We start from the raw sequence: 25615 nt of genomic DNA on the forward strand, positions 1-25615 counted from the left end.
GATCATAGCTCAATAAAATCTTCTTTTACATTATTCAAAACCACTCCGAGGAACTTATCACCAAGAGATTCCAGGAACTCCGAAGATTCTCTGTCAATCTGTTTCATTTTTAAGCGGGATGAGAAAATGGCTACCACGCCTTCGGCGTAGGCCGCCAGCTCGCGACTGTCTGTGAAATCGTTCAGTGGCGCGCCTTCCATCAAAATATAATCGTAATGTTTTTTCAGCTCCGGCAGATAATTGAGCAGGTGGTTTGGCGGTAAAATTTCTGACGGCGTATAATCGCCACCTTTACATCCGATAATTTCAATACCTGGCGTCTCGTAAGTAGTAACAATCTCTTTTACCTTTTCAATGGAAAACTCTTCCGGTGGCACAGAGAAATGTTCCAGGGTTGGCTTTGCTTCCATTTGAACGCTCACATCATTGTTACAAAAATTGGTGTCGATGATCAACACTTTCTTGTTGCTCAAACTGAGGCTGTAAGCTACCGCCTGCAGCAATGTGGTTTTACCCTGCTGTGGTTCTGTACTGGTGAACAAGAATATTTTTTTACCGCTGCTTTCCAGTTCATATCTGAGTTTGCGTAAAAGTTCGCGGAAAACATTTTGTCTTTTTAACCATTGGGCTTCATCCGTTTTCCGTTGCAATATTTCCAGCAGTTTATATCTCTGAAGATTGGTATGATTGATAGTGGCAATCAGTTTCAGGTTGGAGTTGCGGTTGAATACAGAAGGGGATTTCAGTGAATTATCCATAAACTCCCTGAAGAGGATGCCGATGCAGGAGATCATAAAAACAGCCATACCAGACATGCCCATAATGATCAGCCTTTTGGATGATTCGGGAGTGAAAGCCGGCTGTCCTTTTAATGTTTGACGGAAATTATCCTGTGGTACATTCCGGTTATCCAACGCGGAACCCAGTTTTTCTTTCAGCTTATTATATTCATCCTGGGCTAACTCTACTTCCTGTTGCAGGGAAGTAACAGTAGCTTCCTTATTGGCATACGATCCAACAGAGGAACGAAGATTACGGATCTTTCCTTCCAGGGTGCTGATATTTAACCTGGAGGCGCTTACCTGTGCTTCCAACGCATCCCTGCTTTGGATCAGTTCTTCGCGGGTACTCACTTTACCGGTAGTAGAGGAGGCGTCCAGCAGTACCTTTTGCAGTTTGGCGCGCTGCGTTTTTATTTTCTCTGCCAGCGCATTATCAGTGGAACCGGAATTTACATACTGGTCATTCAGGTCGTTGATCTGTTTTCTGAGGGTAATTATTTCTCCGTTTGAATTGGAGTAAGTTGGTTTGCCACTGCCTGCCTGAGCCAGCTGTGCGTTTACATTATTGAGAGAAGCCTGCAGGTTATTGTAGTTAGCTCTTTCATCTGATACAGATTTCTCAAACTGTTTGATCAGGTCCCATTCGTTGCCGCTGGCGGTTTCTACGTTTAACACGCCCTGTTGTGTTTTGTAACCTCTGAGCGCTTCTACTTTCTGATCCAGTTCCTGTTTCTTCTGGTTCACCAGTGCTTCAAATGTTTCTACGTTTTCAACAGAACGTTCGGAACGTGAACTGCGGTAGAAACGGATAAATTCTTTGTAAAGGGTATTAACAGTGTAAGCAGATAATTCAGGATTATCTGAATAGCAAATGATATTGATATAGTCTGTACGGGAAAGGCGTGTGGCGTAAAGCATTTTACGGATAGACTCAAAGTCGTACCGGTAAACCTTCATGAATTCCAGTATTTTTCTTTCTTCCGGCTGAGAGGAAGAGAGTATTTGCAACGAGTCAATTTTCTGACGGCAGATCCGTACTATTTCTTCCTTGCTGGCACTGGTATAATGGGGATCTTTTAAATCTTTTTCTGAAAGATGTCTGAATGGTTTATTGGAGGTGAGATCGTGTACCATCAGGTCACATGCCAGCAATCCGATTACCAGCGGGGAATTCATGGTCTCAATGACGTTATCAAATTTAACGTCTGCTTCAAAAAGATTCAGATTTTCATCGCGCAGTTTGATCTGTTCATTTGTTGTAAAGCCTGTCGCCATCTGGGCGGTGGAGGCATATAATTTGGGCTTACCGATGGTAAAGGCAAATGCTGCTGCAACGGCGGCGATGGTGCTGAACAGGATCCACCATTTCTTTTTAAGCAATGCCTTTATAAAATACACAATGTCCATATAGAATTTTTCCTTTAAGCTTTAATTGATACGCGGAGTGGGATACACAGATAAATGTATATCAGCCTTGTCCCGGCGTGGTAACTGGTATGTCAGAGGAGATGGTAAAAAATAAGATGATAATGTTTGGCAATAAGCCTTACAATATATCAGGTTTTTGGTTGAGGATGAGGTTAATGGGGAGATATCCGGGGAGCAAAGCTATCCAGGTATATCCGGTTACGGCTCAAAGGTAAAAGATTATATTAAAACACACTTTATTTTTAAGTGAAACGTAAAAATTAGTTGGTAACCGCTGAAGTTTGGCGGGTAAAGCGAATATTTTACAAAAAAAACCGTTCCGGAGCATGGCCCGGAACGGTTTTACTTTTATAATAATCATTCAGTTACAACTCAGTTCTGCCTGATAAGTTTAACACTCTTTGTTTCACCGGTAGAAGAAGTGATCTTCAGGATGTACACACCCGGCAGTACCACTGTACGTTGGGTATTGATCCTTATCAGGTTTTTACCCTGCGGTACTTCTTTCCTGGTTTCGCTGTAGAGACGCTTACCACTGAGGTCATTGATTTCGATGAGCATTACAGGTGCTGTTTTCTGCAGCGTCATATCAATGGCCAGGTTATCTATATAAGGGTTTGGATAAACGTTCACCAGCATGCTGCTTCTTGCAGTGTTCGTTGTGGTGCTTATTGAATTGCCCATTCCCATCAGCTGGGTGTTATTTCCCAGGTTCTCGATGTTGGTGGTGGCAATGATTTCCATCGCATTCAGATAGCCCACCTGACCGCCTGCAGGGATGCTGAGGGTGAAGGCAATTTCACCGTTGGCGTCCGCTGTAAGGTTCAGAAAATCAGCTGTTGTGCTGGTATTGTTTTGCGCACTCAGCGTTTTGCTTACACCATTGATGGTGAATTGGGTGCTGCCATTATCGGGCTGTGGCGCCCACCATTTACTGTTAGACAGGAACTTGATGGTGTAAGTGGTATTGGCACTTAACCCGGTGAGGTGACCGTGCATTACCGGTGCGCCTGTAAAGAAGCCAGGTAATGAGCCAAAGTAAAGGTATTCTGCCAGTACTGCATCCGGATATACACCGCTGTTATTACCGGTAGTAGCGCCTTCAACGCCGGCTGCCCACCATGTTTCATCAAAACTCAATCCTACGGTAGTGGTTTGTCCCTGGTCATTTTTCAGGTTAGACGCGGCGCCGGTAATATTGTTCCACGGAGCCGGTACGGTGTTATTGAGCTTGAAGTTCAGTAACAGTTTGTAACTGCCGCTTGTGTTCGGTGGCGGAGTTACCGTGATATTGAACGTAGTGGTATCGGCAGCGCCGTAAGTATCTTTCACAATAACTTTTACATTATTGTAAGTACCTGCATCGCTGATAGTTGGCGCTATAGAAAGGGATACGTTACCGCCTGACTGTGCCAATGTAACAAATGAAGGCAGGTTGACGGTGCTATAAGTAATCGGGTTGTTGTCCGGGTCCGTTGCCGTCACGGGAACATTCAGACTGAAACCTGCCTCCACACTCTGGTTGGTAATAGCTGTTATTACCGGTGCGTGATTGACTGCTGGCTCCGTGGAAGTACCCGCTACAACTTCGATGGCATTCAGGTAACCTACCTGTCCGCCTGCAGGAATACTCAGCGTAAATACTATTTCACCATTCGCGTCGGGGCTGAGGTTGGTGAAGCTCACCACGCTCGTGGAATTATTTTGTACATACAGTGTCTGGCTAACACCGTTGATAGTAAATTGGGTGCTGCCATTATCCGGTTGCGGCGCCCACCATTTACTGCTGGAGAAGAACTTAACGGTAAACTTCTTACCGGCTTCCAGGCCTGTGATATGACCGGTCATGCTTGATGCTCCTGTGAAGAAGCCCGGCAATGAACCAAAGTAGAGGAAGTCGTTGATCACAGCATCAGGGTATACACCACTGTTATTACCGGTAATAGCGCCTTCACCATTTGTAGCCCACCAGGTTTCATCAAACACGAGGCTGGATGCGGTGGTTTGTCCCTGGTCGTTTTTCAGGTTGTTGGTAACCCTTCCGGTAACATTATTCCACGGAGCAGGCGCAGTGCTGTTCTGTTTAATACTGAGGAACAGTTTATAACCACTGGTATCTCCACCTGCCGGCGCATTCACAGTGAGGTTAAATACCGCCGTGTCGCTGTTGCCATGTGTATCCGTACCAATTACGCCGATGTTATTAAACTGGCCTGCGTTGTTGGTAGCAGGGGCTACCAGGAGGTAAGGATTACCCGGAGACTGTACTACGGAAACAAAGGAAGGGAGGTTATAACCGGTGTAAGTAATCGCATCATTTTCAGGATCGGATCCCTGCAACTGTACATGCAGGGTGTCTCCGGCTTCCAGTGTTTTATTTGGAATAGCCGTAATCACCGGAGGCTGATTTACTACGATGGTAGTATCACCGGCTCCGCCTGCGTTTATTTCCATTGCATTCAGGTAACCTACCTGGCCGCCTGCCGGAACGCTGAGGGTAAATTTGATTTCACCGTTAGCGTCTGCTGTCAGGTTTTCAAAAACCGCCGTATTCGTAGTATTGTTCTGAACGTTCAGGGCTTTGGTTACACCATTAATAGTGTACTGTGTGCTGCCGTTGTCCGGCTGCGGCGCCCACCATTTACTGCTGGAGAAGAACTTAATGGAATAAGTCCTGTTTGTTTCCAGACCGGTGAGGTGTCCGTGCATGGACAGTGCACCGGTGAAGAAGCCGGAAAGCGAACCAAAGTAAAGGTACTGGCTCATCACGGCATCAGGGTATACACCGCTGTTATTACCGGTAGTAGCGCCTTCTGTTCCGGCTGCCCACCATGTTTCATCGAACGACAGGCCAACACTGGTGGTTTGTCCGTTGTCATCTTTCAGGTTGGATGTAGCCCCTGTGATATTATTCCACGGTGCAGGCGCAAGGCTGTTCAGCGTGAAGTTAAGGAGCAGCTTATAGTTAGGTGTTGGTTTATCCACCACGGTTAATACGAAACTGCGTACATCAATACCACCCTGGTTATCGGTTGCCTGTAACTTAATAGTATAAGTACCGGATGCGCCGTAACCTGGCTGCAGGTTGATCACACAGGTATCATTATTACTGGTTATGGTGACAAAAGGAGGGATCTGGAGTGCTGTCCAGGTGTAAGTATTACCCGGATTCAGATCATGCAGGGATACCTTCACGGTTTGCTGCGTTCCTTCATCTGCGCTCCATCCTGCAACGGAATCTATTACCGGAGGATAGTTATCATTTACGATGATATTAAACAGTGCGGTATCCTTTCCGCCGTTAGCATCTGTGGCAATCACTCCAACACCGTTATAGGCGCCCTGCTGTGCTGCTGTTGGCGCCAGGATCAGGGAAGTGGTACCGGCATTCTGCTGCAGGGAGAAAAATGCAGGCGCGTTATAAAGACTAAAAGTAATCGCATCATTATCCGGATCGGTAGCCGACAGCGGGATACTCTGGGTAGTGCCGTAGCGGATAGTCTGACTGCTGATATTGGCTATCACCGGTAGATTGTTCAGTGATTTTGCTATCACTGCTTTGGTAAATGCAGAGTAACCGCCTTCACCGAAAGCTCTTATCTTATAATATACTACTGTATTGGCAACGAGGGAAGAATCAGAGAAAGTTCCCTGTCCGGAGGCCACAGGACCCAGGCTTTTCAGCACGCTGAAGTGCAGGCTGTCTGCGAGGGAACGTTGAATTTCGTAACCTGTTTCAATAGTGCTGTTATCAGTCCAGGTTAATTTCACTACCTGGGTGGAAAGCGCCTGTGTAACCAGGTTGGTAGGCACTGCCGGCGGTAATGGCTTAGCCGCTGTGGTAGCATTGGCTACAGCGCTATAGGCCGACTCGCCATAAAGGCCGATAGCCCTTATCTTATAATAATAAGCAGTGGAGGCATTCAACGCAGTATCTGTATAGCTTACCGCGTTGGCAGCTGCAGTAGCAACAATGGTATAAGTTCCGCCGCTGCTGGTGCTTCTGTATATTTCAAAGCCTGTTTCATTATTGCTTCTGTCTGTCCATGTCAGGTTTAGTTTACTGTAATTATTTACAGCTACAGCCAGGCCATTGGGAGATGTTGGTGCGGTACCGTTTACTACAGACGTATCAATAAAGGATTCTGCCGGTATCAGCGTACGGGTATTGATGCCCGCAGCAGTGCTGGTCCAGTATACGCCCATAGCGGAGCCGCCGCCGCCCTGGAAGTAGGTAACCGTGATAGGATACACACCTGCGCTTACAGTTACGGTACCTGATGCATAAGCAGCAGCATGTGCACCATCGTTGTTTACTGTAGCTGTAGCGGAGCTGGTATACGTTTTATTAAAATACAGTTTGCTGCCGTCGTCTGAATACGTTTCAAATTTGTAGGAGCCTGTAACCGGGATACGGATATAACCTGTCCACATTACCGCGTAATTGGTGGTAATACCGGCTGGTACGATGCTCCGATCCGGTACGTAAGCCTTGCCTGTTTGGGCAGGTGTAAGGTTGGTAAAGTTGGGTAGGTTACTGTAAGAACCGGTATAATACTTATAATTAAGATTTGCTTTTTTGGTTCTCACCGTTACCTGGTTACTTGGGGTAGATGATTTTCCCGACACATCTTTTGCCTTTACATAGAAGTTATACAAAGTACCATCTGTAAGACCTGTTACGGTTGCAGTAAGTACTTTGCCTACGGATGTTCTCAACACATTGTTTGCATAGATATCGTAACCGGCGATGCCTGCATCATCTGTAGCGGCGGTCCAGTTCAATATTACCTGGTTATTGGTATAGCTACCGAGGGTTAAAGACGGAGGGGCAGAAGGAGCAGAGCTGTCTGCAACAGTGGTGCCTTTTACCTCGGCAGAGAGAGGTCCGGCCGCATTGTCGTTTACAGGACGTACTTTATAGAAATAGCTCGTATTTGGAATAAGATTGTTATCAGTAAAGGTAATTACGTTGGCATTGTTTTTTCCAACAAGCACATAAGGGCCACCGGCCTGGGTTGCCCGGTATATTTCAAAATACTTTTCATTATAGGTTGGTGTGGCATTTTCCACCCACGACAACACGATCTGTGTTTTGGTGAAACTGTTTACTGCCAGGCTGCTGATAGGATCAGGTCCGTTCACGCCGGTGCTGTTTACAATCCGGAATGTATCAGAATAGGTGCCGATGCAGTAATTTGGCGCTGTAACACGCACTACATAAGCTCCCGGGGTAGAAGTGGTTAAAGTATTGGTGGTGCTGATAACGGTAGCGCTGCCTGCACGTATCCATTCATAACTGAGCATACCCGCAGGTACCTGCAGGGTAAGACTGGTAGTACCATCCGGAGCCGGAAGCACATTGCTGGCAAGGGCAGGGGAGGTAGTGATGGTTTGCGCAGGAGAAGCAGGCTTGTAGCTGATCGCCAGCGGGGTCGGCGACCAGCCGGTCCAACCGTTAGGCAGTTGCCCTCTTACACGATAGGCGCCCGGAGTGGTTACCACGATGGAGTTAGAAGTGCCGGTAGATATAGTGACACCATCTTTCTGCCATTCATATTGCGAAAATCCCGGCGCTATACCAACGGTGATAGTCTGGCCCGGACAAAAAGTTGCAGATCCATATAATGGATAAGGATTCAGCCTGTTGGCTCTCAGCATGAAGGGCGCAAAATCTGTTTCATTCCAGGCGTCATTCCAGGTATTATGTTCATCGTTGGGGTACGTAGTAAGTTTAAAATTACCACCGGCGGCATTAATCAATGCCACCACCTGGTTAGTAGTATAGGGAGCGGGGTTGCCATCCAGGCCGCCCTGGAAAAGCCACATCGGCGTAAACTTGTAGGTATCAATATGATTGCCGTAATCTGTGGCCATCGCGCTCATTGGCAAAGCAGCCGCTGTTAACTGGGGATAACGCATGGTGAATTCCCATGTGGCCCATCCACCACCGGATAATCCGTTTACAGACAGACGGTCAGGATCACCTTTCGCGCTGGTAACGATGGAATCGATCACCTCTTTCAGGTTATCGTAGTCGTTAGGCCCCCAGTAACCACCCTGGCTTTGAGGATAAATAAGGTAACCGTCGAACTGGCCGTTATCAACACGGTTGGCCCATGTCTGGCCTCCCCATAATAACTGGAATTCGTTATCGTAGATGGTGCCTTTTTCACCTACCCCATGAAAGAACAGGTAAATGGGATATTTTTTCCCGTCGTTTACACCAGGGGCATAGGTTTTCGGGAATTTCAGGCGAAATGCCATGTTCTTATAAATGTAGCATTTATAAGAACTGGTGGTATAACTCATCCTGACTGTTCTCACCCATTTGGTGATCTTATCATACTGCGGATCTGCCGGGGGGGCTGCAGGATTGTAAGTGACTACAGGATCACTGGGGTTTAATGCTGACTGGGCTTTCACTGCAGGTAGATAGCAGAGCCCTAAGAGCATTAAAAGGAGCATGCGGTGTAAAGTTCGATTCATGGAAGTGTGTTATATGTTATGTTATCCGGCAGTCATTCGGCTTCAACTGCAGGAAAAAAAGTATAACAAGCCTGATCCGGAAAGCCGGACATACTTGCAATTCAAAGGAGATGGTAAAAATTAAATACACTCCGGATATCTGTTATCCAAAGTTGACGTGGCTTTATCGAAGGATGAGGTCTTTGGAAAAATGGCTGTAAGTAAATCATCAATTCACTGATGGTGTATTTGTATTCTCAGCTCATTTGTGACAAAAATGATTCTACAATTGGTTTTATATATTCACCGCTAAAGTAAATAACTGTAGCTATATATTAGGTTTTTTTTTGCAAACGGCGTCTTTTTGCTGGTAAACGCAAATTTTTATCGGGTGAAATAAACCGGCGGTCTCACTATTGAACGGCAATACTACGTTGTGCGCGTTCCCATACAGCAGATTGCCGTTTCCTGAAGAAGCGGATGCAACCGATGTAAACAGCTACGTTCATGAATACAAAGTAAAAAGGGATATAGAAATATTTGGCTTTGATCTGTTTTTGGGCAAGTAAGTAACCGGTAAATGCGGCCATATAGAAGAGCAGCTGTAATACGCCGGCGATTATATATATAATACCACCATTTAACAGGATAAGAAGAATATTGGAAACCAGCGCCAGTAGCAGGGATAAGGGTGCAAGCGTCCAGCGCAGCACCCGGTGGGAAACATACTGCCAGGTAATTTTGGGGTATCTGAAAGGATTTAATAGCGGAAGTAACCGGCCCATCGACTGAAAACCGCCTGCACTGATCCTTACCTTGCGCTTATACTCTTCCTGGAGGGAGGCCGACGAGGTTTCCATTGCATAAGCAGCGGGTTCATACATTACCCGGTAACCTTTCATGTTAATTTTGAACGAAATCATGAAATCATCCAGTATGGTATCTTCCTGTGGCTGTTCATAGAGTGCAGTACGGATAGCTATCAGCTCGCCGGCGGCGCCCATCACGCTATACAGTTCTGCATCCCATCTTTTTAGCAATGATTCATATTTCCAGTACATGCCCTCGCCCTCCGCTTCGGCGCCACCGGTGGTAGCCATCACTTTCTTTTCTCCGGCAACCACGCCCACCTGGTCATCTGCAAAATGTTGCATGAGCAGGGATACGGCTGCAGGGTTCAGCAGGGTATTGGCATCAGACAACACCACAAACGGAGTGGTAACAGTTGCCATTGCACGGTTTACTGCGGCCATTTTTCCTTTGCGCTGCGGATCATACAATAAAGTGATCCGGGGATGCTGCGAAATGATCTCATTGGTGTTATCGGAAGAACCATCTGTAACAAAAATGAACTGTATTTTCGCGGCGGGGTAATCCATTGACAGGCTATTGGCTATCTTTTCCGCAATAAAATCTTCCTCATTATAAGCAGCTACCAGGAAAGTAACATCCGGTACAAAAGGAGCCGCCGCTCTGGATGGTTTGCCCTGTAATAGCCGTTTGACGCGGATTACAAGATAAAGGAGCAAACCATATCCTACGTAACTATAGCATACAATAAAAATACTTAACCAGAAAATCACAGACAAAATTGACATAGAGGACAATACATTTATGGGGACACGTATGTTTTCACTGCAAAAGTATCACAATTTGCATCATACGCAATTGTATTTTTATATTAGATCGTTGTTTCATATCGTTTTATTGACATCATTCCGACCGTTTACAGTAAAAATAGTAACACTTACCCTCCAAATTAAGTCGTTTACCAAAAAAAGTATCTATGATATCCTGAAAATAATACTTTTGCTTCATGTTCATCAGATAACGGATCTGGTAACGAACAACAAAAATGTAAAAACCATCTTTCCTCTCTCATATCCCCCATGTTAAAACCGCAGAAGGTAATTTACCTGACTAATAATTGACCACATCCCATCAAAGGCCTTCGGGAGCTTGCGTATTTTTTGCATGTCCCAGATTAACGATTTTTAATAATTGTTTGTAAAGAAGGTATAAATGAAAAAGAAAATTTTGATAATTGACGATAGTATGCCGATGCGTTATTTGCTGGAGGCAGTTTTAGGAAAAGAATATTCGGTGGTTTCCGCACAGGATGGGCTGGTAGCTATTACCTGGTTGCTGAAAGGAAACAAAGCGGATCTGATCATCACTGATCTGCAGATGCCGAATATCGACGGCTGGGAATTGCTGGACTACCTGTCAGGCAGCTATCTCTACCAGGATACGCCGGTAGTGGTGCTTTCAGGATTCTACCCCGAAAAAATAAATGATCTTTCAACAAAATATAATAATGTGAGAGAAGTGCTGCAAAAGCCCTTCGACCCGATGCAATTGTTAAACAAAGTAGATTATATACTGGAAAAACAATTGAGTGTTGCTGCTGTATAAATGTCATTGTAACCTACGAATACACTACTAATTTTTAACCGATGGATACCTTTACTCATAACTTACTGCAAGTAGAAAGCATCAGAGGAATAGATACCGGTAAAAGCTCCTTGTTTTACAAACTGCCGGACGCTGAAAGTATTTTGCTTTTTGTTGGCGCTCCACATAAAGGAATGCTGACTGAAAACAATCAGTTCAGATGCATAGTGACAGAGAACGTAGAGGATGCGCAAAAAGTAATCAGCCAGTTACAGCACGTTTTTAAGAAAGTGCCTGCAGCAATTATTTACCGGTTCGACAGTGCCTATGAATCGGCCCTTTCAGAATGGGAGGCCTATTTTAAAACACACCAGTTTCTTTGCTCCATTCCCTTTTTTGTATACACAGAAAAAGGATTTGATGAACTGAAATCACTGGTGACCAGGCATTCCTTTATTGATGATGTCATCACAATAGACGCATGGCATGTACTGGGTAACAAAATCGCCATCGTGAGCAAGTTCAAACGTATGCGCACGTTCCCGGTATATAAAAGCAGCAGCCTCCGCACCCGGTTATATACCCGTAAGTTCTACAGTAATTTCCTGAAACGTACACTCGATGTGGCTTTGGCTGGCAGTGGTCTGATATTGCTGAGCCCCGTGTTGCTGGCTATCGCAGTATTGATCAGGATGGAATCCAAAGGCCCGGTGTTTTACGCTGCCAAACGTGCCGGTAGAAATTACCGCGTCTTCAAATTCTACAAGTTCCGCACAATGATACCCGATGCGGACAAGCAGCTGGATAAAATTAAACACCTGAATCAGTACGACGGACAAACAGACGGCCCTGTTTTTATAAAAGTATCCAACGATCCGCGGGTAACCAAACTCGGCAGCTTCCTCCGTAACACCAGCCTGGATGAAATTCCGCAACTGCTGAATGTACTGAAAGGAGATATGTCGCTGGTGGGTAATCGTCCCTTACCTTTGTATGAAGCTACCACGCTTACTACAGACGAATGGGTGGAAAGATTTCTCGCTCCGGCCGGTATCACAGGTTTGTGGCAGGTTAGTAAAAGAGGAAAGAAAGATATGTCCGTAAAAGAAAGGATCGACCTGGATATTAATTATGCCCATAAACGCTCGCTCAGGTATGATATGTGGCTGATGGCAAGTACGCCATTCGCGCTTGTACAAAAAGATAATGTATAATGATAACAATTATAGAAGTAATACTGTTTGTTTACCTGGCCGGTTGTGTATTGTACAATCTGTTGTTAGCCATAGCCGGCCGTTTGAGCCGGAAAAAAAAGATTGCATATGAGGAAACTGTTAACTATGCGAGGATTGCAATCCTCATCCCGGCATATAAGGAAGACAGTATTATTTTATCTACTGTAAATAGTTATAACCGCCTGCGTTATCCATTAAAACAGTTTGAAGTAGTGGTAATTGCGGATTCACTGCAGCCACGGACGATGGAGGAACTGACAGCAACAGGCGTGAATGTGATAGCTGTTAAGTTTGATAAAAGTACCAAAGCTAAATCGCTGAATACCGCTTTTGAAAGGTTGGGAGATAATTATGACCTGGCCCTTATCTGTGATGCAGATAACATGCTGGAAGCAGATTTCCTTTTAAAAATCAATCACGCTTATCAGCAGGGGCATTACGCCATCCAGGGACAAAGAGTGGCCAAAAATCTGAACACTCCTTTTGCCGTCCTGGATGCTGCCAATGAAATCATTGCCAATCACCTTTACCGCAAAGGCGCCAATGCGCTTGGATTGTCTTCTTCGGTCATTGGTTCGGGTATGGCTTTTCACTACCCCCTCATCAAACAGATCCTTAGTGAAATACAGGCTACCGGTGGATTTGATAAGGTACTCCAATTGCTGGTGATCTCAAAAGGACACAGCATTTTATACCTGGAAGACGCCTACGTGTATGATGAAAAGATTACGCATGCGGCGGTGTTTGAAAATCAGCGGAAGCGCTGGATGTCGAGTCAGCTGGTATATCTGCGCACATTCTGGAGTAAAGGATGGTCGGCATTATTCAAAGGCGATGTCAATTATTTCAATCTTGCTGTGTGCCAGAATGCACTGTTGCCGCGGATGCTCTTGCTGGCAGCATTAACGGTTTGCACAGCGCTGGCCTTCCTGCTGGAACGTTTTATACCCGTTTCTGTTTATTGGTGGATAGCCTTGTTTATACTGAATATACTTAGTCTTTTGTTACCTATTCCGGGGAAATTCTTTACAAAATATCTTTTTACCGCAGTGTTCACCTTACCACGCGCTGTTGGCATCATGATATTATTGTTATTCCGCCTGAAAGGAGCAGATAAAACCTTTATACATACTACTCATACCCAAACAGGTATTGATAATCCTTTATTAGATGCAGCCAGAAAGTAATACATATTATCCACTGGTATCGATTATAACCGTTAACTTTAACAATACTAAGGTAACCGTGGAGCTCATGGCTTCCCTTAACAGGATCAGCTATCCGAACCTGGAGATCATTGTAGTGGATAATGCCTCTGCAGAAAGCCCGGTTCCGGCAATAAAGAATGAGTACCCGTCTGCTACTGTCATCGAAAGTAAAAGTAACCTGGGTTTTGCGGGAGGAAATAATCTCGGTATCAAAGCCGCCACCGGTGAATATCTTTTCCTGGTGAATAATGATACAGAATTTACCGAAGGACTGATAGAAGGCTTGCTGGAAGTATTTGCCAAACATCCGGATGCCGGTGTGGTAAGCCCCAAGTTCCATTATTTTTTTCAGAAAGGAACGATAGAGTATGCCGGGTATAAAGCCGTGGATACACTCACCGGAAGAAACAGTATGATTGGTTGCCGGGAAGAAGATAAGGGTCAGTACGATACTATATCGGAAACGCATTACGCGCACGGCGGCGCTATGATGGTATCTGCCCGCGCCCTTGCAAAGGTGGGCCTGATGCCGGAAGTATATTTTCTGTATTATGAAGAATTCGACTGGTGCGAACAATTCAAACGCCAGGGATATAAAATATACTATCAGTACAAATCGCTGATCTATCACAAGGAGTCCATGACCACCGGTAAGAACAGCCCGTTGAAAACGTATTATATTACACGTAACAGGATATTATTCATGCGCCGGAATGTAAAGCTTCCCGCCAGGATGTTTTTCATGCTGTATTTTATTTTTCTCACCATTCCCAAAAATACCCTTCAGTTTTTATTAAAAAGGGAATCGGTTCATATGAATGCATTCTGGAAGGGAATTTTCTGGAATCTTAAACACCCTAAACCAGATAACATATGTGTGGCATAGCAGGGTTTATTGATTTTACCCAAAAATCAGACGCAGACATCCTGCGTAGCATGACAGATGTGATGGCACACCGCGGGCCCAATGATGCCGGCTATGAAGTGTACGAACATCCACAGGCATCTGTTGGCCTCGGTCAGCGGCGTTTATCGATCCTGGATCTCTCGAAGTCCGGGCACCAGCCAATGCACTATGAACAGTATTCCATCATTTTCAATGGAGAGATATATAACTTTAAAGAGATCCGCGCAGAACTGGAAAAGCTGGGTCACCACTTTCATTCCGGTGCAGATACAGAGGTATTGCTGAAAGGCTATGCACAATGGAAGGAAAAGATCCTGGATAAATGCATCGGTATGTTTGCCTTTGTTATTTATGACCGCACCGCAGAAGAAGTAACTCTTTTCCGCGATCGCGCTGGTGTTAAGCCTTTATACTATTACTGGCATGACCGCACGTTGCTTTTTGCATCAGAGTTAAAAGGAATTTGTGAACATCCGGCATTCCGGAAAGAAATTGATGAGAAGAGTTTGTCGCTGTTCCTCCAGTACAGCTACATTCCGGCGCCGTACACTATTTACAGGAACACCCATAAGCTGAAACCGGGGCATCTCCTGAAGTTATCGCTCCGGGATACTTCGATCCGGGAAGTTCAATACTGGAATGTACTGGATGCCTATCGTCAACCGCTTACCGGGTTGTCTGAACACGATGTGATCAAGCATACGGAAGAACTGATGCACAGCGCCTACGGTTACCGCATGGTATCTGATGTGCCGGTAGGGGTTTTCCTAAGCGGGGGATACGACAGCGCCAGCGTTGCCGCACTGTTACAGTCCAATACTTCCAGTCGCATCAAAACCTTCACCATTGGCTATAAAGAGCCACAGTGGGACGAATCAAGGGAAGCGAAAAAAATTGCCATGCACCTGGGTACGGAGCATCATGAATGGATAGTAGGTCCTAACGAAGCCAAAGAGGTATTACATCATTTACCGGAAATATATGATGAACCATTTGCAGATAATTCTACCGTACCTACTACGCTGGTCAGCAGGTTTGCCAGCAAGGAAGTAAAAGTAGTGCTCTCTGCTGATGGGGGAGACGAGGTGTTTGCCGGGTATAACAAGTTTAACCAGTCGCTCCGTTATACGGGAAGTTTTCCAAAACCTATACAGCGTACACTCAGTGCTGCGATGTCTGTGGTGTCGCCGGAAATTATTCCTTACTTTAACAAGCAATATAATTTTGCTTCCCGGTATGAAAAAATGAAACTGATATGGGCCAGCGGAAAGCCGCAGCATGCGCTTAAATATATCAGTCAGTACCTGACAGAAAACGAAGTAAACTATTATACCGCAGTTCCCGCAGATGGTTATAAAACCAACTTCGATATGAACGGGGAGCTGGACAATATGAATGATCCGCTGAACAGGTTGCTGGCGGTGGATTATAAAACTTTCCTGGTAGATAACAACCTGGTAAAGGTAGACAGGGCGACGATGTCGGTGAGTATTGAAGGACGGGAACCTATGCTGGATCACCGTTTGGTGGAGTTTCTTGCGAAGGTGCCCGCCAGCCTGAAAGTAAAAGATGGCATCAATAAATATATACTGAAAACCATTGTGCATAAGTATATCCCCAAAACCTTAATGGAACGTCCGAAAAGACCTTTCATTGCTCCTTTGCAGGAATGGTTTAAAGATGAGCTGAAAGAGCAGATGCAATATTATCTTTCGGGTGAGCGCCTTGCAAAATCAGGGCTTTTCAATGTACCTCACGTAGAGGGTTTATTGGAAACTTATTTGTCGGGAGGCAGGGTGAGTCATCAGAAGCTATGGAATATGCTGGTTTTCCAATTATGGTATAGCCGCTGGATAGAAAAATTGTAGTATGATGGGCAAAACAAATGGTAGAACACGGGTGCTTGAAACTATCCGCCAGGGTAAAATTGGCGGGGGAGAGAGTCACGTACTGGACCTGGTGGCCTCGCTGGATAAATCCGCATTTGATCCCATCGTGCTTTCTTTTACAGAAGGCCCAATGATAACGGCTTTACAGAAAATGGATATTCCCGTGTTTGTGATCGAAAGTGAGAAAGCATTTGATATCAGCGTCTGGAAAAAAGTAAAAAAATTCATGCAGGACCAGCAGATAGATATTGTACATGTGCATGGTACCCGCGCAAACACAAATGTGTTATGGGCCGCACGCCGCCTGGGTTTACCGGTGGTATACACTATTCATGGCTGGTCTTTTCATGACGGGTTACATCCGCTGGCCAAACGCCTGCGCATTGCCGCCGAAAAATTTATTACGGGTAAAACACAGGTAAATATTTGCGTGTCGGAATCTAACCGGCAAACGGGTATCAAAGCATTTAAGGACTTTACCGGTATCGTGGTACGAAACGGTGTAAACCTGCAGAAGTTTAATCCGGATCAGCAATACCCGGATTTGCGGGCAGAATATGGCATCCCGGAAAATAAGCTCCTGATCTGTTTTATTGCGCGTATGACTTATCAGAAAGACCCGGTGTGTATGGTCAGGGGTTTTGCAGCAGCGCTGCAACAGGCGCCGGAATTGCACTTGCTGATGATAGGAGACGGGGAGCTGATGGCAGCCGCGGTAAGTGCAGCTGCTGATGCAGGTGTGGAAAATCAGGTAACATTCGCGGGCTTCCGCCAGGATGTACCCGCAGTGCTTCACGCAGGAGACATTTATTGTTTGCCCTCTTTATGGGAAGGCTTCCCCATCGGGGTACTGGAAGCAATGGCAATGGGGAAAGCCGTTATTGCCAGCGATGTAGACGGTACAAAAGAAGCGGTGAAAGATGGCGAGAACGGGCTGCTGGTGCCATCAGGCAATCCTGCAGCACTGGCTGCTGCCATTGTAAGGGTGGCAAAGGATCATACATTAAGGACTACCTTACAAAATAATGCTAAAGCTGCCATCGCGGCGAATTTCAATGTGGCTGGCATGACGGAGAAAATTGCGGCGGTATATCAAGAGCTTTGTAAATAATAACATTTTATCAATTTCAATATGACAAAAACCGTAATCACCTACGAATATGATCGGATCACCGATATAAAGAGACTCAATTTTATAACGGATAGTCTGAAGAGTAATATTCCCGATGGAGGCCGGGTATTGGATGTAGGATGTGGTAATGGCGTTATCAGCCGGCATCTCGGGCAGTTTGGCTACGAAGTGCTGGGGATAGATATCAGCGAGAAAACCATTGCTGTTGCCCAGCAACGCAATACGTATCCCAATGTGAAGTTTGCGGCCATCAGCGCAGAAGCGCTTACTGCCCAGGGCGAAACCTATGATGCCGTAATATGCAGCGAAGTTTTGGAGCACCTGGATCAGCCGCAACTGCTGCTGAACACGATCCACGCATCATTGAAAGACGATGGCTTGCTGATAGTAACCGTTCCCAATGGTAACGGCCCCAGGGAATTGTGTGTAACAAGACCCATGCTCAAAGCACGCAACAACCCGGTTTTATGGAAGAACATTAATAAAGTAAAAAGCGCGCTTGGGTTTAAAGGAACCACCGCACAATCCCAGGCAGATAACCTGGATCACGTACAGTTCTTTACGCGTAAAGACTTACAGGACCTGGCGCAGGCGAGCGATTTCAAAATAGTGAGGTTTGCGAAAACGAATTTTGTAGAAGATGTATTTCCTTTTTCCCTGCTTACAAAGCGACTTAAATTCCTGCAAACCCTCGATTGCCAGGTAGCAGAAATATTGCCTTACAATTTTACCGGTGGCTTTAACACCTTATGGAGAAAAAGTGCCGGTTGATTTTTGAATGTTGGTACAAAAAAGAAGAAGGCTGCTCACGGTGACCAGCCTTCTCTTTTTTTATCGGCGATTGGCCGCCGCATCTATCTTATCCAGTAGTTCCGGCGTTTTATCCATATCAAATTTGCGGGCCAGTAATTTGCCTGACTGCAGTATAGCAAAAAGGTCGCTCATGGCAAATGTTTTAGGATGCGCATGCCCTTCGGACCAGTCGATATACCGCTGGTAATTATTCTGTACACTGTTTTTAAAAGGCCCGTTCATGATAACGGTCTGGAAAATAAATTCATCTCCTCCCCAGGTATATTTGTAAAAGCGCTCCAGTTCCGGGTGATCCTGGATATAATGCAGGCACCACTCGGCGCATTCCTGCGTGAGGCTCCACCAGAGCGATCCTCCATACACCTCCAGGTTCAGCGGGTGGCGTCTTTGAGGTAATATTTTGTTGATCCACGCAGTGATCCGGTATTTCCCCGGCAGCCGCAGATCTTCAAAATGCCAGGAGGTAATTTTGGGCATCATCTTTTTCAGTTCCTGAGCAGGAAGCAGATCCAGGAATTGCTGTCCTGCATGAGCGTTGAAAAACTCATAGTACACATTCATATCTGTAAGCGGATAATCCTGGGCACTGATGAGGTGAATAAATCCATATCGGTTACCCGAACCGGCAATAAATTCAATTCCATTCAATGCTGCCTGTATCGTTCCATATCCCGCCCAGGTAACATCTACCCGTTTCTCAATAAAATATACCTGCGGCATATTCATCGCCTCCTGCCATTTATTGATATCAGACTTGGCATCGAGGTGTATATAGCAATCAATAGCAGGATGTTGCAGTCTGTTCAGCAACCGGCATAATTGCGCCGGATTTTTATGACTCAGTATAATAAAAGCGAGTTTCATAAACTGAAGATTATTTATACTGTAAACGGAACAGTTTTATTTTTGATAATAATATTTTGCATTCAAGCCAGCCATAACGCCATATGCTTTTCAGGTTCACAGTGGGAAGATAACGCCGCAGGAAAATATATCCGAAGATTACTGCAAATAAAAGATTCAGGGAAGAAGCGATAGCCACTGCGCGGATATCTGCAAAAAGCAATACCAGTACAACATCCAGCACAATATTCAGTATCAGTTTAATAAGATTTTTGTAGAAATTGATCAGCGGTTTATTGATCATATCCAACGTAACCCCGATAAACCGGTCGATAGGATAGAGGATCGCCGAAAGCAGGAATATCCGTACAATATCTGTAGCCGGCAGATAAGCCTTTGCGGCGAGTAAAAGGATCAGGGGTTTGGTAAATAAAAGCAGTCCGATCACAAAAGGAAGAATAAGAATTGTAACAGTACCGGTGTACCTGCAAAAAGCACGGGATACTTCTTTCCAGTCGTTCCGGTTGGCGGCAGCAGAAATAGTAGGTTGTGAAGTAGCCACAAAACTTCTCAATATAATTTCAATCACCTCCATGAATTTCTGCGGGATGCTGTAAACCGCTACGGCAGCGGGATTAAGCATTGTTCTGAGTACCAGGTTATCGGAGTAATTCAGGAAGGCAGAAGAAACCATACTACCTACTATCAACCGGCCGTAATGATACAATGCTATTGCCTGGGCCTTTGTTCTGGCAGCCATAGTAGTCAGGGCCGTCCACCGGAATACCATGCAGTAAATGCTGGTGATCAGCAGCGACAGCGAATAAGTATATAATACATTGTGCAGTGTTACCTGTTTCAAGAAGAACAGGGCGCCGAGCAAAACCAGGAAGGACCCGTTCTGGAGCATGCGTATCTGTACAATTTTATCAAACCTGTGCGCTGCCTGCAACACCCAGGTGGCAAAGTTAAAAGGCAGCGAAAATAAAGTCATAATTCCGAGCCAGCCCAGGAAGAAATGCCACGTGGCGCTGAAATAGGGATAGGCTACCGCATATACCAGGAAGGAAAGCAGGATAAAAGAAAAGGTGAGCAACAGGGAAATATACCAGGCGGCTCCTGTTACCTGCCTGCTGATAGCAATATCTGTTCCTGCGCTGAACTTAATAATGCCGGATTGCAGCATGGCTGTGCGTATCTGATCCAGGATATTATAAGTGGCCAGAAATAATACCCATTCCCCAAAGGCGCTCAGGGAAAGCATCCTAACCAGTAATGCAAAGGAAAGTACGTTGAAAAAAGCCATTATTACATTTCCAAGAAGAGAATGGAAATGCCTGTTACGGACAACAGCTAAAAGTCTAAATGCCATGAACCATTAATTACAGTCAAATTGTATGAAAAACAATGGTCTTTTTACAGGATGAGGTTAAAAAAGGAGGAATATTCATGTCCAGAAGGACAAAGATAGTTTTTTTATTTAGAATTATTAGCATCACAATGGAGGATAGATTGAAAATAGACAAATAAATATAGATATAAAATATTTATACTTTATTTATTGTCGTGATATATGTTATTTTTTTTCATTATGTGAATTAAAAAAAAGCTTTCTTTGCAGTAATAAAAACCCTTTTTCCGGGAACTTTTAAGTATTGACTATGAGGATAGACTTTTAAAAACCATTGCACAAGCCATATATTTTTATGATAAACCATCTGCTATTGCTAAGGCAATTTTTTTGCCGCAGTATTTATAGGCTAGGCGCTGCTATATTGTTAGTATCCTGTATTGGATTAGTCCCTGTTTTCGGCCAGGTTCAGACAGCGCGTTCTTTCAGTGATCCTACCATGTCCAATATCAAAGGTTTCTATGAATACCTTCCCGCGGGCTATACCCCCGGAAACGGTAAGAAATATCCCCTGATCATTTTCTTTCATGGCAACGGCGAACTGGCCAGCTATGGTTCTCCGTTATCTTCAGTGCTAAGAAATGGTCTTCCCCGGGTAATCAATGATGGTAAATTTCCCACCACATTCACTGTAAACAATCAAACTTTTTCATTTATAGTAATATCCCCTCAGTTTAATACATGGCCGGGTTCCGGAGATGTAACGCTGTTTAAAAATTATCTTCTTACAAAATATGATATTGATCCCTCCCGCATTTACATCACAGGCTTGAGTATGGGAGGCGGATTAACATGGGGTGCACTCTGTGAAGATAAAACAAAAGCAAAAGCATTTGCAGCAGCAGCAGTTGTTTGCGGCATGTATCCACCCACCACTGCCTATGCCGGCGTAGTGGCCTCCAATAATACGCCTGTATGGGCATCCCATAACGATGGCGATCCCACCGTACCTTCCGATTATTCAAAGAACTGGGTAAAATATATTAACGCCACCGTGCCGGCTCCCAATCCGCTGGCTAAATTGTCTATTTATAGCTCCACTTCGCACGATGCATGGACCAAAGCCTATGATCCTGCCACAAAGGAAGATGGCAAAAATATGTATGAGTGGATGCTTCAGTATACACAGGGCGGAACCGTAACACCGCCACCCGTTACAGGAGGAAAGCGTATCGTAGTGCCAATGAGCAACACCGCCAACGGTCGCGCAGAAATATATTATCCGGATGCCATGAAAACATTTAACGTAAGTCCCGGTGACACGTTATGTATTCCTGCAGGAGAATATGAATATCTGCATCTCGGTAACCTGACCGGAACAGCGGCCAAACCTATTGTCATCATCAACTGCGGCGGACAGGTAAAGCTCGGGGTAAAGAACCAGGGCACTGCAGCGGTGTTTAATGCACCCACCTGCCGGTTTGTGGAGATAAGCGGAAGCGGGGACAAAAATTATGAATTTGGTTTTGACCTGAATGGTACAAACATTTCGGGCCTTAAAATATTCGGTCTTACACTGGGTGTAGGCGCTTCCGATTTTGATGTACATAATATCTACATCCATGACGGCAATATCCTGTTACAGGCTAAAACCCTGCAAACCTGTGCGCAGCCGCAATACCTGGAAGGCAGCTTTGTCATGAAGAATGTGAAACTCCATCACATTAAATGCCGCAACTCTACCGGCGAAGGTTTCTATATCGGTAACACACACTATTACTGGACGGAAGGCACCTGTGTTGATATGAAGTCGCACTGGATTGAAAACCTTTGGGTATACGACAACGACCTGGAAAATATTGGCAGCGACGGATTACAGATCTCGATGACTAAAAATGGCGACAACCGCGTATTCAATAACCGGTTAGTAAACTACGCCATGTCAAAGAACTCCGCACATGGTTATGGCATCCTCATTGGTTCCGGCTCCAGCCTGAAAGTTTATAATAACACTATCACCACCGGCTATATGCCTGCGGTGACCGTTTTCGGTTCCGGAGTAAGCGAGATATATAACAACGTGATCTCTGATATCTTTTATGAAGGGATTAATGTGGCAGATAAGATACCGGACAACACTACCCCCGATGTATTTCCTCCGCCTGCCGCTATTATCTATAATAACACCATCGTTAATACAGACGCGGGTAAGAATGGCATAAAAATATTTGCCTACCAGACACCCATCGGGCACCAGGTGTATAACAACCTGCTGGTGCAAACAGGAACAGCCTACGATTATCCTTCAAAGGGGATGTATATTAAAGGGGATCTGCCTATTAAACTAACAGCCAGCAATAACATCTGTTATACGGATGTAGCCTCCGCTAAATTTGTAGACGGAGCCGCCAAAAACTACCGGCTGTTGTCCACATCAACAGCGGTAAACACCGGCCGGGATATGTCTGACTTCACCCTGAAAACAGATTTCGACAATACCGCGCGGCCGCAGCAGAGTAAATTTGATGTAGGTGCATTTGAGTTGAAAACCGGTACTACCTCACCGCCTGTTTCAAATGCCGGCGGCGATGTTACCATTACTTTGCCAATAGATTATGTAACGCTGGATGGCGCCTCGTCTGCCGCTTCAGGTGGCAGCACCATTCAAAGCTATGCATGGAAGAAGATCAGTGGCCCTGCCGCAGGAACCATCGTGAGCCCCAATGTGATCAAAACAAATGTAACGGGTCTCACCGCCGGAACCTATGTATATGCTTTAACCATCACCGATGATAAAGGGCTGACAGATAGCGACAGCATCACCGTTACCGTGAAACCCGCTGCCAATAAGCCACCGGTGGCCAATGCGGGGAGCAATATCCAGGTACAGTTGCCGGTAAACAGTACCTCGCTGGACGGCAGCGCCTCTGCAGATGCCGACGGACAAATAACTACATGGGCCTGGACAAAAACTGCCGGTCCCGCCGGGGGAGATCTTTCCGCCGCCAATGCTGCAAAAACAAATGTAAGCAACCTGGTGGCGGGCAACTATACTTATCGCCTCATCATCACCGATAATGCAGGTGCAAAGGATACTGCTTCGGTAAACGTTACCGTATTGGCCGCCGCCAATAAACCGCCGGTAGCCAATGCCGGGAAAAATATACAGATCCAGTTGCCGGTAAACACTACTGCGCTCGATGGCAGCAGTTCCGCAGATACGGATGGACAGATCATTAGCTGGTCGTGGCAAAAAACTGCCGGTCCCGCAGGTGGCGACCTGGCAAGTGCCGGAGCGGCCAAAACAACTGTGAGTAATCTGTCTGCCGGTACATATACCTATCAGCTTACAGTTACCGACAATAATAACGCCACCGCTACCGCCACCGTAACTGTCCTGGTACTGGCGGCCGCACCAAATCAATCGCCGGTGGCAGATGCCGGCAATGACATCCCGATTCAATTGCCGGTAAACAGCGCCGCCCTGGATGGCAGCGCCTCCAGCGATGCCGACGGACAAATAGTTACCTGGCTATGGGAGAAAACCGCCGGTCCTGCCGGGGGAAGCCTTTCCGCCGCCAATGCCGCAAAAACAAATGTTACCAATCTGCAGGCAGGAACTTATACGTTCCGGTTAACAGTGACAGATAATAACGGCGCCACCAGCACAGCTACTGTAAACATTACAGTAACAGCAGCCGCCGTTAATAAGCCGCCCGTGGCCGTTGCGGGCAATGACATACAGATCCAGCTGCCGGTAAGCAGCGCCGCCCTGGATGGCAGCGCCTCCAGTGATGCCGACGGACAAATAGTTACCTGGCTATGGGAGAAAACCGCCGGTCCTGCCGGGGGAAGCCTTTCCGCCGCCAACGCCGCAAAAACAAATGTTACCAATCTGCAGGCAGGAACTTATACATTCCGGTTAACGGTAACCGATAATAATGGCGCCACCGCTGCCGCTTCAGTAAACATCACCGTATTGCCCCTGGAAAATAAGGCGCCGGTAGCCCAAACACAGGGCGACAGAAGCATTCAGCAACCAATGAATTCATTCATCGCAGATGGCAGCTCTTCTTATGATCCCGATGGCAATATTGTGAAGTATGAATGGTCACAGGTAGAAGGACCCGCCACCGCAAATTTAAAAAGCCCGGATCAGGTACAAACACTGATCAATAGCCTCAATGCCGGTAAATACCAGTTCAGGCTTACCGTTACGGACGACAGAGGCGGTACCGCTACCACTACCTTTAACTTAACCGTACTTGGCAACGACATCGTCACTCATGCGGAAGACTCATTGGGTATATTCCCGAATCCGGCCACGCAATACATCCGCTTACGGATTGTCAGGAGCGGTGGAACGCCTTTGCAGGTAAGGATTTTTGACATGAACGGCCGCATGCAGCAACAACTGAGGTATACTACTCCGGATTCATTCCAGACAGAAGTGAACATCAGCAATTTATCAAACGGACATTTTATAGTGGATGTGAAATCAGAAGACAGCAGCTATAATAAGAAAGGGCGTTTTATAAAAGTAAGCAACTAGATTTTTTCCCAGGTACCACTGGATGGCTGATATTGACGTATAGGGCGGGCAGGGTTGCCCGCCACTATTGTAAAAGGAGGAACGTCTTTGGTAACCACACTGCCGCCCGCCACAACTGAATGACGTCCTATGGTTACTCCTGCGGTAATAACGCTGTTGGCCCCAATCCAGCAATCTGCTTCTACAACGATTTCTCCAACAGTGCAGGGCTGCAACGCAATAGGAACATCGGGATCTTTATAACCATGATTCAAACCGGATAATACAATGTTCTGCGCCAGTATAACATTGTCGCCTATACGAACCGGGCCAATCAGCACATTGCCTATCCCGATCCTTACATGGTTGCCAATGATCACCGCCCCCATGCCATTATTCACCGTAGCAAAATCCTCTATCGTGGAGTAGCTTCCGAGGGTAAACGTATTAAATGGCAACACATCCATCCGCGTCCGTCTTCTTATGAGGGAACCTTTTCCCTTTTTATGAATGAAGGGGTTGATAAACAACCGCACCCACAGCCGGGGACGTGCCTGATGCTTTGGCATCAGCAGGTACAGAGCCAGTTTTTTCAAACCCGGGTGTTGTTTCAGTTTGTCTTTTATGCTCATAA

14 protein-coding genes are annotated in these 25615 nt (G+C 45.8%); 8 read left to right on the forward strand and 6 right to left on the reverse strand.

Annotation, left to right across the window (positions count from 1 at the left end; genetic code table 11):
• Nucleotides 1-2: 2 nt before the first annotated feature.
• The 3 genes from ACMXI2_RS11725 to ACMXI2_RS11735 all read right to left on the reverse strand — a co-directional run bounded on the left by ACMXI2_RS11725 (nucleotide 3) and on the right by ACMXI2_RS11735 (nucleotide 10276).
• Nucleotides 3-2189 carry a GumC family protein gene (locus ACMXI2_RS11725; protein WP_483781771.1) on the reverse strand — a complete coding sequence of 729 codons (2187 nt, stop codon included), beginning with the start codon at nucleotides 2187-2189 and terminating at the stop codon, nucleotides 3-5.
• A 393-nt stretch (nucleotides 2190-2582) separates the two neighbouring features.
• The gene (locus tag ACMXI2_RS11730; RefSeq protein WP_483781772.1) at nucleotides 2583-8699 is read right to left on the reverse strand and encodes a fibronectin type III domain-containing protein; all 6117 of its coding nucleotides are present in this window, start codon (nucleotides 8697-8699) and stop codon (nucleotides 2583-2585) included.
• A gap of 392 nt (nucleotides 8700-9091) precedes the next feature.
• Nucleotides 9092-10276, reverse strand: coding sequence for a glycosyltransferase family 2 protein (locus tag ACMXI2_RS11735; RefSeq protein WP_483781773.1), 1185 nt, complete (start codon nucleotides 10274-10276; stop codon nucleotides 9092-9094).
• Between the two features lie 424 nt (nucleotides 10277-10700).
• On the opposite strand from ACMXI2_RS11735, the gene ACMXI2_RS11740 reads away from it, so the two are divergent.
• From ACMXI2_RS11740 to ACMXI2_RS11770, 7 genes are read left to right on the forward strand one after another with little or no spacing between them, the layout of a single operon-like run.
• Nucleotides 10701-11093, forward strand: coding sequence for a response regulator (locus tag ACMXI2_RS11740; RefSeq protein WP_483781774.1), 393 nt, complete (start codon nucleotides 10701-10703; stop codon nucleotides 11091-11093).
• Between the two features lie 41 nt (nucleotides 11094-11134).
• Nucleotides 11135-12286, forward strand: a complete 1152-nt coding sequence (locus ACMXI2_RS11745; RefSeq protein WP_483781775.1) for a sugar transferase — start codon at nucleotides 11135-11137, stop codon at nucleotides 12284-12286.
• Nucleotides 12286-13494 (forward strand): glycosyltransferase family 2 protein, encoded by a 1209-nt coding sequence (locus tag ACMXI2_RS11750; RefSeq protein ID WP_483781776.1) that lies wholly within the window; start codon nucleotides 12286-12288, stop codon nucleotides 13492-13494. Before ACMXI2_RS11745 ends, ACMXI2_RS11750 begins: the two co-directional genes overlap by 1 nt.
• On the forward strand, nucleotides 13478-14401 hold the full coding sequence (locus tag ACMXI2_RS11755; RefSeq protein WP_483781777.1) for a glycosyltransferase family 2 protein: 924 nt from the start codon (nucleotides 13478-13480) through the stop codon (nucleotides 14399-14401). Before ACMXI2_RS11750 ends, ACMXI2_RS11755 begins: the two co-directional genes overlap by 17 nt.
• The gene (gene asnB, locus ACMXI2_RS11760) at nucleotides 14389-16290 is read left to right on the forward strand and encodes an asparagine synthase (glutamine-hydrolyzing) (protein ID WP_483781778.1); all 1902 of its coding nucleotides are present in this window, start codon (nucleotides 14389-14391) and stop codon (nucleotides 16288-16290) included. The genes ACMXI2_RS11755 and asnB overlap by 13 nt, the downstream gene beginning before the upstream one ends.
• Before the next feature lies 1 nt (nucleotide 16291).
• Nucleotides 16292-17422, forward strand: a complete 1131-nt coding sequence (locus tag ACMXI2_RS11765; protein ID WP_483781779.1) for a glycosyltransferase family 4 protein — start codon at nucleotides 16292-16294, stop codon at nucleotides 17420-17422.
• A gap of 21 nt (nucleotides 17423-17443) precedes the next feature.
• Complete coding sequence (locus ACMXI2_RS11770; protein WP_483781780.1) at nucleotides 17444-18214, forward strand: class I SAM-dependent methyltransferase; 771 nt, start codon at nucleotides 17444-17446, stop codon at nucleotides 18212-18214.
• Between the two features lie 60 nt (nucleotides 18215-18274).
• Here the strand turns inward: ACMXI2_RS11770 and ACMXI2_RS11775 are convergent, their stop codons facing one another.
• Together ACMXI2_RS11775 and ACMXI2_RS11780 are read right to left on the reverse strand one after the other, a co-directional pair.
• On the reverse strand, nucleotides 18275-19120 hold the full coding sequence (locus tag ACMXI2_RS11775) for a beta-1,6-N-acetylglucosaminyltransferase (RefSeq protein ID WP_483781781.1): 846 nt from the start codon (nucleotides 19118-19120) through the stop codon (nucleotides 18275-18277).
• Between the two features lie 10 nt (nucleotides 19121-19130).
• Nucleotides 19131-20471: a lipopolysaccharide biosynthesis protein gene (locus tag ACMXI2_RS11780; protein WP_483781782.1), complete on the reverse strand. Its 1341-nt coding sequence runs from the start codon at nucleotides 20469-20471 to the stop codon at nucleotides 19131-19133.
• A 478-nt stretch (nucleotides 20472-20949) separates the two neighbouring features.
• Between ACMXI2_RS11780 and ACMXI2_RS11785 the strand changes: the two genes are divergently transcribed.
• Nucleotides 20950-25002 carry a PKD domain-containing protein gene (locus tag ACMXI2_RS11785; protein ID WP_483781783.1) on the forward strand — a complete coding sequence of 1351 codons (4053 nt, stop codon included), beginning with the start codon at nucleotides 20950-20952 and terminating at the stop codon, nucleotides 25000-25002.
• Here the strand turns inward: ACMXI2_RS11785 and ACMXI2_RS11790 are convergent.
• On the reverse strand, nucleotides 24999-25613 hold the full coding sequence (locus ACMXI2_RS11790) for an acyltransferase (protein ID WP_483781784.1): 615 nt from the start codon (nucleotides 25611-25613) through the stop codon (nucleotides 24999-25001). The two genes, ACMXI2_RS11785 and ACMXI2_RS11790, sit on opposite strands and share 4 nt — an antisense overlap.
• Nucleotides 25614-25615 lie beyond the last annotated feature (2 nt).

The sequence above is a fragment of the Chitinophaga sp. G7 BAM 1005 genome (assembly GCF_057126945.1).